Source organism: Nocardia sp. CS682, assembly GCF_004634405.1.
Taxonomy (GTDB): domain Bacteria; phylum Actinomycetota; class Actinomycetes; order Mycobacteriales; family Mycobacteriaceae; genus Nocardia; species Nocardia ninae.
This window is the reverse complement of the sequence record NZ_CP029710.1, coordinates 5,176,532-5,189,720: the sequence shown is the minus strand read 5'-3', so window position 1 is coordinate 5,189,720 and position 13,189 is coordinate 5,176,532. Positions and strand designations below refer to the sequence as shown.

At 68.5% G+C, this 13,189-nt stretch carries 15 protein-coding genes; 2 read left to right on the top strand and 13 right to left on the bottom strand.

What is annotated here, in order from left to right:
• Window positions 1-21: 21 nt before the first annotated feature.
• The 6 genes from DMB37_RS23430 to zapE form a co-directional block, all read right to left on the bottom strand.
• Window positions 22-510 (bottom strand): hypothetical protein, encoded by a 489-nt coding sequence (locus DMB37_RS23430; RefSeq protein WP_135234531.1) that lies wholly within the window; start codon window positions 508-510, stop codon window positions 22-24.
• Window positions 507-1,781, bottom strand: coding sequence for a DUF58 domain-containing protein (locus tag DMB37_RS23425; RefSeq protein ID WP_135234530.1), 1,275 nt, complete (start codon window positions 1,779-1,781; stop codon window positions 507-509). The genes DMB37_RS23430 and DMB37_RS23425 overlap by 4 nt, the downstream gene beginning before the upstream one ends.
• Before the next feature lie 73 nt (window positions 1,782-1,854).
• Entirely contained in the window at window positions 1,855-2,817 is a 963-nt protein-coding gene (locus DMB37_RS23420) for a MoxR family ATPase (RefSeq protein ID WP_135234529.1), read from the bottom strand.
• Window positions 2,818-2,846: 29 nt separating this feature from the next.
• Window positions 2,847-3,344 carry a hypothetical protein gene (locus DMB37_RS23415; RefSeq protein WP_135234528.1) on the bottom strand — a complete coding sequence of 166 codons (498 nt, stop codon included), beginning with the start codon at window positions 3,342-3,344 and terminating at the stop codon, window positions 2,847-2,849.
• Window positions 3,341-4,288, bottom strand: coding sequence for a DUF4129 domain-containing protein (locus tag DMB37_RS23410; protein WP_206055006.1), 948 nt, complete (start codon window positions 4,286-4,288; stop codon window positions 3,341-3,343). The genes DMB37_RS23415 and DMB37_RS23410 overlap by 4 nt, the downstream gene beginning before the upstream one ends.
• Window positions 4,289-4,437: 149 nt before the next feature.
• On the bottom strand, window positions 4,438-5,463 hold the full coding sequence (zapE, locus tag DMB37_RS23405) for a cell division protein ZapE (protein ID WP_135234527.1): 1,026 nt from the start codon (window positions 5,461-5,463) through the stop codon (window positions 4,438-4,440).
• A 62-nt stretch (window positions 5,464-5,525) separates the two neighbouring features.
• On the opposite strand from zapE, the gene DMB37_RS23400 reads away from it, so the two are divergent.
• On the top strand, window positions 5,526-6,137 hold the full coding sequence (locus DMB37_RS23400; RefSeq protein WP_135234526.1) for a TetR/AcrR family transcriptional regulator: 612 nt from the start codon (window positions 5,526-5,528) through the stop codon (window positions 6,135-6,137).
• Here the strand turns inward: DMB37_RS23400 and DMB37_RS23395 are convergent.
• Both DMB37_RS23395 and DMB37_RS23390 read right to left on the bottom strand, forming a co-directional pair.
• Window positions 6,110-6,547, bottom strand: coding sequence for an NUDIX domain-containing protein (locus tag DMB37_RS23395; RefSeq protein ID WP_135234525.1), 438 nt, complete (start codon window positions 6,545-6,547; stop codon window positions 6,110-6,112). The genes DMB37_RS23400 and DMB37_RS23395 overlap by 28 nt on opposite strands.
• Entirely contained in the window at window positions 6,544-7,125 is a 582-nt protein-coding gene (locus DMB37_RS23390; RefSeq protein ID WP_135234524.1) for a TetR/AcrR family transcriptional regulator, read from the bottom strand. The genes DMB37_RS23395 and DMB37_RS23390 overlap by 4 nt, the downstream gene beginning before the upstream one ends.
• An 80-nt stretch (window positions 7,126-7,205) precedes the next feature.
• Here DMB37_RS23390 and DMB37_RS23385 point away from each other — a divergent pair, with 80 nt between their 5' ends.
• The gene (locus tag DMB37_RS23385; RefSeq protein WP_135234523.1) at window positions 7,206-8,330 is read left to right on the top strand and encodes an agmatine/peptidylarginine deiminase; all 1,125 of its coding nucleotides are present in this window, start codon (window positions 7,206-7,208) and stop codon (window positions 8,328-8,330) included.
• Between the two features lie 9 nt (window positions 8,331-8,339).
• On the opposite strand, the gene DMB37_RS23380 is transcribed toward DMB37_RS23385, so the two are convergent.
• From DMB37_RS23380 to DMB37_RS23360, 5 genes are read right to left on the bottom strand one after another with little or no spacing between them, the layout of a single operon-like run.
• Entirely contained in the window at window positions 8,340-9,512 is a 1,173-nt protein-coding gene (locus DMB37_RS23380) for a lipid-transfer protein (protein ID WP_135237783.1), read from the bottom strand.
• Between the two features lie 49 nt (window positions 9,513-9,561).
• Entirely contained in the window at window positions 9,562-9,981 is a 420-nt protein-coding gene (locus DMB37_RS23375; RefSeq protein ID WP_135234522.1) for a MaoC family dehydratase, read from the bottom strand.
• Window positions 9,978-10,904, bottom strand: coding sequence for a bifunctional MaoC family dehydratase N-terminal/OB-fold nucleic acid binding domain-containing protein (locus tag DMB37_RS23370; RefSeq protein ID WP_135237782.1), 927 nt, complete (start codon window positions 10,902-10,904; stop codon window positions 9,978-9,980). The genes DMB37_RS23375 and DMB37_RS23370 overlap by 4 nt, the downstream gene beginning before the upstream one ends.
• Window positions 10,905-10,949: 45 nt before the next feature.
• On the bottom strand, window positions 10,950-12,110 hold the full coding sequence (locus tag DMB37_RS23365; protein ID WP_135234521.1) for an acyl-CoA dehydrogenase family protein: 1,161 nt from the start codon (window positions 12,108-12,110) through the stop codon (window positions 10,950-10,952).
• Entirely contained in the window at window positions 12,095-13,159 is a 1,065-nt protein-coding gene (locus DMB37_RS23360; protein WP_135234520.1) for an acyl-CoA dehydrogenase family protein, read from the bottom strand. Before DMB37_RS23360 ends, DMB37_RS23365 begins: the two co-directional genes overlap by 16 nt.
• Between the last annotated feature and the right edge of the window lie 30 nt (window positions 13,160-13,189).

The window sequence follows — 13,189 nt, the reverse complement described above, 5'->3', positions numbered from 1 at the left end:
CGGTCTGCCGCAGGTGGTTCGCTATGCGGCAGATCCGGGGGTGTTCGGCTGCGTTTGTGTGGCACCCGACGGGCCGGGCCCGGTGCGGCCCCGACGGACGGCGGCGCCCTGGACTATCAACGCGTACAACACCAGCACCAGAATCGGGGCGGCGAGCGGCGCCCAGGCCAGGCGCAGCGGGAGCAGCGCGGCCCCGACGGCCACGGCGGCGAAGCCGACCGCACCCGCCACCGAGGGGACGGTGGTGGGTACGACGCCGTGCGGCGCGGTGACGGTGGCGGCGTTCAGCAGGTAGGTGGTGGCGACCAAACCCATTGCCGCGGCGGCGAGTACGCCGGGATTCGCGACGGCGAGCACCCCGACGGCCAGTAGGACGGCGAGCACCGCGCACGGGCGGAACCACCAGCCGAGGGCGACCACGACCAGCGCGGGGACGGCGGCCCACGGTTCCAGCAGCGCGACCGAGGTCACCAGGAGTACGCCCGAGAGGACGGCCAGGAATCGGGTCATCGGCGCACCCGGACGGTGCGGCGGTGTTCGGGCAGCACGCGCATGATCTGGTCGAGCCGGGTTTCCGCGGGCCAGGCCACGATGTCGACGCCGACGGTGCCCATGTCGCGATACATCGAGGCACGCTCCAGCTGCCACATCTTGGCCAGCGTCGGATCGAGATCGTCGCGGAACGGCGTGCCGCGCAGAACATCCACCACCACCACGACGTGTCCGCGCTTGCGCAGATCGATCAGCGCGAGCGCGAACTGAGTGTCCAGCAGCGTGGAGAAGGCGACCACGATGGCGCCGAGCGGGACCGCCGAGTGCGGCGCCAGGGTCCCGGTGGTCGGGATGTACTCGTCGCCGACGTCGAGCACCGTGTCGACGATCCGATAGAACTGACGGCGGCCGATATCCGGGCGCAGCCAGCGCGGCTGCTGCCCGAGGCAGACGACGGCGGTGCGGTCGCCTGCTTGCAGGGTGGACTGCACCACCTGCGCCGCGCCGCGCACGGACAGTTCCAGGGAGTCGGTGGCGGGCCCCGGCGCCTGCTGCGAGGTATCCACCAGCACAACGACGTCCGCGGAACGGTTGGTCAGCCGCTCGGTGACGTAGAGCCTGCCGCGGCGCGCACTCACCGGCCAGTTCACGATGCGCAGCTGATCGCCCGGCGCGTAGGCGCGGATGTCGGCGTATTCGACGCCGGGGCCGTGTCTACGGGTCAGATGGGTGCCGAGCCGTTCGGGTAGTTCGGTGCGCGGCAACCGCATTCGCTGTGGATCGGTGATCGGGTAGACGAACAGTTGCCCGGCGGGCAGTACCGCGGTGGCGACGGCGAGCCCCGCCGGACTGAGCGCGGAAACCCGCACCGACACCGGGTAGCGACCCCACCGATCCGCGGACAAGGCCAGCCGCAGACCGGCGGGTGCGCTGCCGGAATCGTTGGCCTCCTCGACCTCGATAGCCAGTGCCGCAACCGGTTCCGGCGTCAACCGCAGCAGCGCGTGCCCCTGCTCGACGAAGGCGGCGACGGTCAGCACCACCTCTTCGGACTCGAAACACCGCAGCGTGCCGCCGCCGTCGACCTGGATCTTGGTCGCGGACTGCTGCCACCGCGCGGTCGCCAGCACGCCGAGCAGTGGTGCGGCGAAGACCACCAGCTGCCACCGCCCGAGCACGATCGCGACCACCAGCGCCACCCCGGCGCAGATCGCCAGCATGAAGACCAACGGAGCAGGGCGCCACCGCAGTTCGGCCTCGACCGCGGTGCTCGCGTCGCGGTGTCTCATGATTTCGCCTCGCCGGTGCTCGGCTCCGTCATGGACACGGCCCGCCGGCACCCGATTCGCTCGCCGCGTTCATTCATGTCACGGTGGCGCGCGGCACGGGCAGGCGGCGCAGCAGTTCGGTGATCACGTCCTCACCGCGGATCCGGCGCACCCACATCTCCGGGCGCAGCGTGATCCGGTGCGCCATGGCCGGAATCGCCAGGGCCTTCACGTCTTCCGGAATCACGTAGTCGCGCCCGAGCAGCAGCGCCCTGGCCCGCGACATCTGCACCAGGTCCAGCTCCGCGCGCGGACTCGCGCCGACCTCCACCTGCGGGTGCGCCCGGGTGGCCGAGGCGAGCGCGACCACGTAGCTCACGACATCCGGATGCACCGTGACGTACTCGACCGATTGGCGCATCTCCAGCAGTCCGTTCGCGTCCACCACCTGGTTGACCTGCGGGGTCGTCGAACCGCGCTCCAGCCTGCGCCGGATCATCTGCTTCTCGTCGTGTTCGGACAGGTAGCCGAGCCTGAGCTGGATCGCGAACCGGTCCAGCTGCGCCTCCGGCAGCGGGTAGGTGCCCTCGTACTCGATCGGGTTGTCGGTCGCGAGCACGATGAAAGGCTGTGGCAGCTGGAAGGTTTCGCCGTCGATGCTGACCTGGCCCTCGGCCATCGACTCCAGCAGCGCGGCCTGCGTTTTCGGCGGTGTCCGATTGATCTCGTCGGCGAGCAGCACATTGGTGAAGACCGGGCCGCGACGGAAAGTGAAGCGGCCCGAGGACATGTCGTAGATGGTGGACCCGAGTAGATCGGCGGGTAGCAGGTCGGGCGTGAACTGCACGCGGGTGAACTGCAAGCCAAGCGCCGCGGCGAACGATCGGGCGATCAACGTCTTACCCAGGCCGGGGAGATCCTCGATCAGCACGTGTCCGCCGGCCAGCACCGCGATCATGATCAATCGCATCTCTTCCTGCTTGCCGACGATCACCCGGGATAGCTCCCTGAGCACGGCGTCGCTGCGCTGGACCGTGACATCCATCGGCATCGTCATGTATGTACCCGCACTTGCCTCAACCCATTTCACATTCTCTGCAGGCGGCTCAGGATTTCGTCCAGCGCCGCCCGTCCCGGTGCCCTAGTGGTCTGATCACGCAATGCCGAGTTGGCCGGGTCCACCCAGCGCCACAGTTCCGGCCCGAACAGATGAATACCGGCGGCCTCGGTCGCCTTGCGGTTCTTCGCGACCCGCTGCCCGCTGGACAGCTCGAACTCCTTGGCCAGCAAGGGGCGCAGGTGCCGGTCCCAGTCGGCGCGGGTGCCCTCGGCGCGGTCGGCGAGCATCTGCGCCCTGGCGTGCCAGCGGCGCAGCATCTCGGCGGGGCCGTTCTCGATCTCGTCGATATCCTGGTAGGCCCTCGGTTCGGCGCGGTCGCGCAGCGACCAGACCAGCCAGGCCAGGGCCACCGCCACCGGGACCGCCGCGACGAGCAACAGCACCCCGCGCGCCCGGTCGAGGGTGACGAGCTCGATCAGCGCGACGACGGTCGCGGCGCCGAGGACGATGGCCGTTCGGTTCAAGCCGCCGCCTCTCCCTGCAGGTCCGCCAGGACGATCCGCAGCAGCTGCTCGGCCCGCATCCGCTGCCACGCGAGCATCGCGTGCGGGCTGAACCTGGCCTCCTCGAACAGCGCGACCAGCTCCCTGGCGGACGCGTCGTGCAGCGCGCCGCGTTCGAAGGCGCGCGCGAGCACCTCCATCGGGGTGTCCGAAATCAGCGGTGCGGCAGCGCGATCGAAGGCGAGTCCGCGTTCCATCGCGACATAGCAGGCGATGATCGCGGTGCGCGGGTCCTGACCGGGCACATTCATTGCCGCCAAACCCATTTCGGCCGCCCTGGCGAGTGAGTCCACCGCGGTCGGTGGGACCGGGACCAGCGGCGCCTGCGCCGGTGCAGGCTTGCGGCGGGCGGCCACCGCGACCACGACGAGGCCGGCGATGGCCACCGCGATCAGCGCGAGCGCGGCGATGGCGGTCAACAGTAAGGCGGTGCCGGTCAATTCGGCCGGGGTGGTGCCGGGATCAGGCGTCGCGGTGGCGAAGTCGTCGACCGGCTGGCCGGTGGCGGGCGCAGATGCCGGTGGCGGAGGCGCACTTTCGCGTCCGACACCGACGAAGAACACCGCCGAGGCGGCCGCCAGCACCAGGGCGAGCACCGCGAGCCCGGCCAGCACCAGCAGGCCGACGCGGCCGAGGCGCCACTGCTGCCGGTCGGTGTCGCGGTCGGGTTCGGGCATGGCCAGCGGGAGGCGGTGCTGGCTGGCGATCACGCCCGCGATGAGGATGACCATGGACACCATGAGCAGCACCGGCATGAGCGCCACCGACAGCGCCGACGGCGCCGGGCGGCTGTCCCCTCGCGATTCGGTCACGCCGGGCAGGTAGCCGCGCAACGCGATCGCGGCAGCGGCGAGCAGCGTGATCAGCACGATCACGCGCAATATCGGCGCTCGCGCCCCAGCCACTGATTACCACCAAATCTGAGTACTGCACAAAACAGCCACATAGTTACATGCCGGATGGTCCGCTCGGGAGGGAATCGAATACTTCGGAATACATCCTCTTTAACAGCGTGCGGTGCCGCTTCGGTGCAGGTCGCCGACTTGTTGCACAACTATCCGATGCGCGACGGTACCAATTGGGATAGTTCACAAAGGCGGCTGGCGAGTCGCGCAATATCGAGGACGCCGCGGACGCCGTCGACCAAGTCCGCCAACGGGACCCGGGCGCGCACGGTGAGTTCGCGATCGGCGTCGTAGAGCACATCGACCACGTTGACGAAACGCATCGCCCAGTCCGGTGGCACATCGCGTAACGGCGGGACGTCGCAGATGATCCAGCGCCGGAAGCGTCGGGAAAGTTCGACATAGTCGGCGGCGGCGGTGGATGTGCCGCAGAGTGCGGCGAATTCGATGGTGAGTGTGGTGTCGTCGGCGGATAGGGCGGTCAGCCGACGGGTGCCGATTTGCACCGATACCGAGTCGGCAGTCAATTTTTCGCTGCTCGGATGTTCGACCGGTAGCGGTGGGGTGTCGTGCGGCAGTTCCGTGGAAACAATTCGGTATGCACCGGCGGCGAAACCCGTACTGCGGGTGATTGTTCGGTCTGCCCGAGTGCGATAGTCCACCGGACCGTCCACCGAGACGACCGCCAGGTTGGCGGCGATACGGGCGATCGTCGGCAGGAACCTATCGTGAAACAGCGGATTCGGCAGTAGCTGCTCCGGTGGATAATTCGACGTCACCACCAGCGTCACCCGGCGCGCGAACAATGCGTCGAGCATTCGCGCGATCAGCATCGCATCGCCGATGTCGTGCACATGGAATTCGTCGAAGCAGACCAGCCGAGCATCACCGAGCAACGCCGCGACAGCCGCGTCGATCGAACCGGTCGCATGCGCGGCTTCGTGCAACCGGACAAAGAACTGATGAAAGTGAAAGCGCCGCTTACGATCCGACCCCACCCCGGCGAAGAACCGATCCATCACCATCGTCTTCCCCCGCCCCGGCCGCCCCCACAGATAAACCCCCCGCCGCCCCTTGACCGGCCGCCCCCGCCGATCCACCAACTCCCCCAACCGCCCCACTGCCCGCACCTGCTCCGCGTCCAGGACGACCTTCGATGCCGCGTCGCTGTCCATGAGACCTCCTTGTCCTCTACATTTGTAGAGGACAAGGTCAGGCCGAGCCAGGAAAGGTGAGCATGTCCACAACCGACCGGCGCGAACTCATCGTCGATGCCGCCATCGAACTGATTGCCACCCAGGGGATCCGATCACTGACCCACCGCGGCATCGATGCCGCGCTCGGTCTACCCGCAGGTTCTGCCTCGTACTACTTCCGCACGAAACGCGCCCTCATCGAGGCCATCGTGGACCGGATCACCGACCGCTCCCGCGCGGACTTCATCGCGGCCCAGCTCGGCCCGCCCGGACCCGCGGATCCCGAGGGCACCGCGCGCGGAATCGCCAGCTGGTTGGATCGCCTACTCAGTGAACGCCGCAGTCACCTGATCGCTCGGCACACCCTGATCCTCGAATTGTTGTCGGACCCCGACCTGCACGCCCGCCTGGCCCGCAGCCTTTTCTCCACCGAACGCGCCCGAGACTTGTTCCACGCCATGGACTGCGCCGACCCCGCGACCACAGCCGCCGACTTCGTCGCCCTCCTCGAAGGCGCGGTCTTCGATCGATTCGCGGGCGGCCGGGCCGATCTCGCGCCGGGCACCCCCGACAGCGTCCGCCAGCTCAGCACCCTGCTGGGGAGCTTCCTCCGCGGCGTCAGTCCTCAGGCAGGCCAACCGCGTTCGCTGTAGGGGGCGCCGGTGAAGTGGGCTCGGATGCCTGCGGCGGAGTAGGGGATGATGTCGGTGGGGAGGGCGTCGAGGGGGAACCAGCGGAGTTCGTGGGATTTGTCGGGTTCGCGGTTGGTGGGGGTGCCGGTCCAGTGCTGGGTTTCGAAGAAGAGGCCGAGGCGGGGGTCGCGGCCGGAGCCGACTACGTGAGCGGTGTGGATGTGGCGCAGGTCGGCGGGGTCGATGTGCACGCCGGTTTCTTCGTTCGCCTCGCGGGTCGCGGCGGCGGTGGCGGATTCGCCCGCTTCCAGTTTGCCCGCGGGCAGGTGCCAGCGGCCGTCGAATTCGTCGTCGCTGCGGCGCTTGCTGAGCAGCAGTCGGCCGTCGCGGATGAGCAGGATGTGCACATCGACCAGGTGCCGGGCGGTCATGCGGCCGCTCCCGTGCCGAGCTCGCGAGCGACTGCGCCGCTGACCAATTCGCGGGCACGCGCTAGTTCGAGCGTGCCGCTGAGCCAACGCATGCTCACGCCTTCGATGAGCGCGGTGAGGCGTTCGGCGGCGTCGGCGGGTGCGACATCGGCGGGCACGGTGCCCTGCTCCTGGGCACCGCGGATGAGCCAACTCAAATAGTCGGTCCAGCGGACGGTGGCCTCGCGAAGTTGTTCGCGCAGCTCCGGCTGGAAGATCGCGGACGCGCAGAACTCGCCCCACGCGATGCTGTTCTCGATGACCAGCGGGGTGTCCTGGAGTTCGAGCAGCAGCAGTTGCTCGAGGTGGGCGACCGGGTCGACGGCGGGGTCGATCTCGGTTTCGGTGTAGCGCTCGGCCCGGGTGCTGATGAAGTCCAGCGTCTGCTCGAGCAGGCCGGCGCGGTCCTTGAAGTGGTAGTAGATCAGCGAGGTGGACACACCGGCCGCCTCGGCCAGCTCCTCCACCCGCAGACCACGGACACCGCGCTGGGCGACCACGCGGGCGGCCGACTCCAGGATCGAATCACGACGAGACATGCGGTCAATGGTACCGTGAAATCCTGACTGAAATTTCAGTCAGGATCATTCAGCAGAATCATCGACTCCCGGAGCCCGTGATGGAGACCCACTTGTCCCGCCGATCCGCCTTCAGCGTCCTCGCCGGCCTGCTCGCCGCGGGCGTCTCGGCATGCGGGTCAGCCGACCCGTCCCGACCCGGGCAAACGGGGCCCGGCGGCCGGTTCGGCGCCGAGTGGGAGAGCCATGCGCGTACCTACATGGCGTGGCCCGCGCAGGATGCGGTCTGGGGGCCGTACCTCGACGACGTGCGTAAGGACATCGCCGGGCTGGCCCGGGCGATCGCCGAGTACGAGCAGGTGGTGCTGCTCGCACGGGACAGTCAGCGCGACGCGGCGCAGCGGGCGTGCGGCAGCGGTGTCGAGGTGATTTCGCTTGCGGTGGACGACCTTTGGGCCCGGGACACCATCCCCGTCTTCGTGGAACAGCACGGCAAGGTCGTCGGCGTCGACCTGAACTTCAGCGGTTGGGGCAACAAGCAACCGCACGACAATGACGGTCCACTAGGCCGGAAACTGCTGTCGCGCTACGGCATTCCCCGTTACCAAGCCCCTTTCGTGGCCGAGGGCGGCGCCCTGGAGACCGACGGCCAGGGCACCCTGCTGGTCACCGAGAGCTCGATCGTCAACGACAACCGCAATCCCGGCAAGAGCCGCGACCAGCTCGAAGCCGAACTGCGGCAGACCCTCGGCGTCGAGAAGGTGATCTGGTGCGCGGGCGTGCGCGGCGAGGACATCACCGATGCCCACATCGACTGCCTGGCCCGCTATGTCGCGCCCGGAGTCGTCTTGCTGGACACCGCGTTTCCCGGATCGCCCGCCGACTCGTGGTCGCGGTCGAGCGAGCAGGCCCGCCGGGTGCTCGCCGAGGCCACCGACGCGCGCGGTCGCAAGCTGGAGGTCGTCGACCTGCCGCAGCCCGACCCCGATCGGATCACCGGCTACGGCGACCAGTTCGTGTCCAGCTACGCGAACTTCTACATCGCCAACGGCGCGGTGATCGTGCCGGAGTTCGGCGACCGGCAGGCCGATGACCGCGCGCAGGGCATCCTGCGGGACCACCTGCCCGGCCGCGACGTGGTCCCGGTGCCGATCGATGAGATCGCCGCGGGCGGCGGTGGCATCCACTGCGCGACGCACGATCAGCCGGGCACACCGCCGCGTTAGCCCACCGGTTCAGTTGGCGCTGAGCACCAAGCCCGAGGTCGGTACGCCGGTACCCGCCGTGACCACGATGTTCTCCAGGCCGTCCACCGGGTTCACCGAGGTGCCGCGAATCTGGCGGACCGCCTCGGCGATGCCGTTCATGCCGTGGATGTACGCCTCGCCGAGCTGCCCGCCGTGGGTGTTCAGCGGGAGCCTGCCACCGACCTCGATGGCACCGTCTGCGATGAAGTCCTTGGCCTCGCCACGACCACAGAAGCCGAGCTCCTCCAGCTGCATGAGGACGAACGGAGTGAAGTGGTCGTAGAGGATGGCGGCCTGCATATCCTCGGGCCGCAAACCACTCTGCGCCCAGAGCTGGTCGCCGACCAGGCCCATCTCCGGCAGGCCGGACATCGCGTCGCGGTAGTAGCTGGTCATCACGTACTGGTCGGCGCCGGACCCCTGTGCGGCGGCGGTAATCACCGCCGGACGCTGCGGTAGGTCCCGCGCCCGTTCGGCACTGGTGACCACGATGGCGACACCGCCGTCGGACTCCTGGCAGCAGTCGAGCAGGTGCAGCGGTTCGGCGATCCACCGCGAATTCTGGTGATCCTCCAGCGTGATCGGCTTGCCGTAGAAAAAAGCGTCCGGGTTCACCGCCGCGTGCTTGCGGTCGGCCACCGCTACCGCGCCGAAATCCGCACTGGTGGCGCCGTATACGTGCATGTAGCGCCTGGCCACCATGGCAACCTGCGCGGCCGGGGTACCCAGACCCTGCGGGTAGGACCAGCCCGCGTCGATCCCCGACGAGGTGGGCGCGGACGCCAAAGCCGTGGAGAACTGGCCGAATCGGGACACCGAGCGCTCGTTGAAGGCGCGGTAGGCCACCACCACATCGGCGACGCCGGTGGCCACCGCCATCGCGGCCTGCTGGATGGTGGCGCAGGCCGCGCCGCCGCCGTAACCGATGTGGCTGAAGAACTTCAGCTGCGGAATACCCACGGCGCGGGCCACGGCGGCCTGGGTATTGGTGTCCATGGTGAAGGTGGTCAGGCCGTCGACGTCGGCCGGCGTCAAACCCGCGTCGGCCAGCGCAGCGGTGACCGCCTCGGCGGCCAGGCGCAGTTCGCTGCGGCCGGAATCCTTGGAGAAGTCCGTCGCGCCGATGCCGACGATGGCCGCCCGGCCCGAGATACTCGGCATCGCGGAGCGATTCGCTGAGGGGTGGTGGCCGAGGGACGGGTGGGCTCTCTCACTCATGCGAACTCCGGTAAGCGATAACGGCTTTCGCCGTGATGTGGTCGCCGAGGCTGTCCTTGCCGACCACGTCGATGTGGATGTCGTCGCCGTCGATGGCGGCCACGGTGCCGGTCAACGTCAGGGTGTCCCCGGCGTACAGCGGCACCCCGAGGCGCAGCGCGATCGACTTCACCACCGCGCGCGGCCCGGCCCAGTCGGTGACGAAACGCTGCACCAGCCCGGTGTCGGTGAGGATATTGACGAAGATGTCTTTGGAACCGCGGGCCACCGCCTTGTCCCTGTCGTGGTGCACATCTTGAAAGTCCCTGGTGGCCAACGCGGTACTGATCACGAAGGTCGGATCGGCGGTGATCACCAGCTCGGGCAGCACGGTACCGACCTGCACCGACGTCGGCTCGACGGTCGCAGTCATGCCATCACCTGCCAGTACGGCAGCGTCGCTTCGTCATCGAGCTTCTCGAACGCCACCTGGACGGGCAGACCTACCTGCACCTCGGCGGGTTCGATGCCGCGTAGTTCGCCGAGCATCCGCACCCCTTCCTCCAATTCGACCAGCGCGACGACGAAGGGCAGTTGCCGCCCCGGCACTTTCGGCGCGTGGTGCACGACATAGCTGAATACGGTGCCGCGCCCCGCGGCGACGACGTAGTCGGTCTGCTCCGACTTGTCCTTCCACAGGGCCGGGATCGGCGGATGGCGCAGCGAACCGTCGGGCAGCTTTTGGATGCGCAGCTCGCCCGCTTTGGCGCCCTCCCAGAAGAATTCGGTATCCCAGGAGACCAACGGCTTGACCCGTTCTCCCGCAGGAGCTTTCGGCGCGGCACCGGTGCCGGGCGCGAATTTCAGCAATCGGAACAGCATTTCGGCGACCAGTTCGTCGCCGACGTGCCAGCTGGTCTGGAAGGTGACGAACCAGCCCTCCCCCAGCGCCGTCCGCTTCGGACCGCGAATCTCGGACAACCTGCTGGTCACCGACACCTGCTCGCCGACATTCAGATACCGGTGATAGGTCTGCTGGCAATCGGTGGCGACGACCGAGGTGTACCCCGCCGCATCGAGCAGCTCGGTCGCCTTGCCCAGCGGATCGTCGGACGGCCGGAAGCCGTTGAGCCCGAACATGGTCCACACCTGAGCCATGGCGGGCGGGGCGACGATGCCCGGGTGCCCCGCCGCCTTGGCGGCCGCCTCGTCGACGTAGATGGGATTGGTGTCGCCCAGCGCCTCGACCCAGTTGTTGATCATCGGCTGGTTCACCGGATCCCGCCCGAGGCGGGGCGCGCAATCACCGGCCGCCTTGATCTGTTCGGCCTCGGCGACTATCGCCTCCGGACTCATGGTTTCCGGCACGCGCGGCTCCTTCTCGACTAGCAATGTCTGGGGCTATCTGGGTACTCGCGGCAGCTTCAGCCCGGCCGTGGCGACCAGCTCGCGCATCACCTCGTTGACGCCGCCGCCGAAGGTCACCACCAGGTTCTGCTTGGTCCGCCGGTCCAGCCAGGTGAGCAGCTCCGCGGTGCCGGGCTCGGCGGGATCGCCGTAGCGGCCGACGATCTCCTCCGCCAATCTGCCCGCCTCCTGCAATGATTCGGTGGAGAACACCTTGGTGGCCGACGCGTCGGCGATCACCCCGGCCTGGTCGCCGTCCACGGTGGCGGCAACCTGCCAGTTCAACAGCTCGTTCAACCGGACCATGGCGTGGATGCGGCCGAGCGAGCGCCGCACATCGGTCTCGCCGAGCACACCGCGCGGCTGCGCCCAATCGCGCACCCGGTCGTAGAGCTGCTCGATCTTGCCGGACGGACCGAGGCTGACCCGCTCGTGGTTGAGCTGGGTGGTGATCAGTCGCCAGCCCGCGTTCTCCTCGCCGACCAGCATGTCCGCGGGCACCCGCACGTCGTCGAAGTAGGTCGCGTTGGTGTGATGCGCACCGTCGCAGGTGATGATCGGCGTCCAGGAGTAGCCGGGATCGGTGGTGTCCACGATCAGGATGGTGATACCCCGGTGCCGCGACTCGACCGAGCCGGTGCGGCAGGCCAGCCAGACGAAGTCGGCTTCGTGTGCGCCGGTGGTGAAGATCTTCTGCCCATTGACAACCCAGTCACCGGAGTCGTCCCGCACGGCCGAGGTACGCAGCGACGCGAGGTCCGTGCCCGCCTCGGGCTCGGAGTAGCCGATGGCGAAATGGATGTCGCCGGACAGGATTCCGGGGAGGAACTTCTTCTTCTGCGCGTCGGTGCCGAACTGTTGCAGCGTCGGGCCGACCGTCAGCAGGGTGACCAGCGGCAGCGGCACATCCGCCCGCACCGCCTCATTGAAGAAGATCTGCTGTTCGACGGGGCCGAAACCCTGCCCGCCGTACTGCTTGGGCCAGCCGACGCCGAGCCAGCCGTCGCGGCCCATCCGGCGCACCACATCGCGGTAGGCGTCGCCGTGCCGGTTCACCGCCATCGCGGCTTCCTCGTCGGGCGTCACGAGACTTGCGAAGTACGAACGTAATTCGTCGCGCAGCCGGCGTTGCTCGGTGGTCAGGTCGATGAACATCTGGCCCCCAATCGATCGAGTCGGAACGATGCGCCGCCGAGCCAGCGTGCGATGTCCTTGGCCTGTGAGTAGTAGCGGTGCATCGGGTGGGTGATGTCCACGCCGAGACCGCCGTGCAGGTGGTGACACTTCTGCATGGCGGCGGGGAGGTCGGCGGCCACGCTGTAGGCGAGGACGTCGAGATCGTCGTCGATCCGGGCCTGATGTTGCGGGCTGGAATCGTCTTGCGCCAGCGCCCAATTCGCCGAGACCGCGGCCACGTGCAGGGTGCGCGAGACCACGTACAGGTCGGCGATCTGCTGGGCGACGGCCTGGAACTCGGCCAGCGGCCTGCCGAATTGGCGCCGGGTACGCAGGTGTTCGGCGGTGAGCACGAGTGCGCCCTTCAGCAGTCCGTCCGCGACGGCGCCGATCGACGCGAGGGCTAGTCGGTGCAGCTCCGCGAGCCCGCCGGGCAACAGTTGCTCGGCCGGAATCAAGACCCGGTCCAGCCGCACGGTGCACTCGGGGATGCCGCCGGAGACCGGCGACGGTACCCGGATCAGCCCCTTGGCATCCGAATCGATCAGCGCGATACCGGAATTCGTCGGGACCAGCAGCCAGCGGGCCTCCTCGCCGTAGGGCACGGCGACCTTGTGGCCGGTGACCCGCACCGAGTCGCCGTCGACAACGGCGGCCGTCTCCGGCTTGACCGCGAACGGGGCGGCCGGCTCGCTGAGCGCCGCGGTGAGCACCGCGCCCTTGGCCACCTCCGGGTACACCCGCTCGGCGAGACTGTCCGGCAGCAGCGACAACAGCGGCAGCAGGCCGAAGCCGAGCGTGGGCAGGGCGGGCACCGCCACCGCGTCCATCGCCAGCTCGGTCAGCAGCACCGATACCTCGGGCAGGCCCATACCGTCGCCGCCGAATCGCTCCGGCAGTGCGACCGAGAGTAGACCGCTCTCCACCAGGCTCGGCCACAACGCGTAGTCACGGGCCGGTTCCCGCTCCAATAAACTCACGACGACCTCGGCCACCGCGTCCTGGCCTTCGTCTCTGGTGAAATCCACAATTACTCCAGTCGATTCAGTATCGCTCCG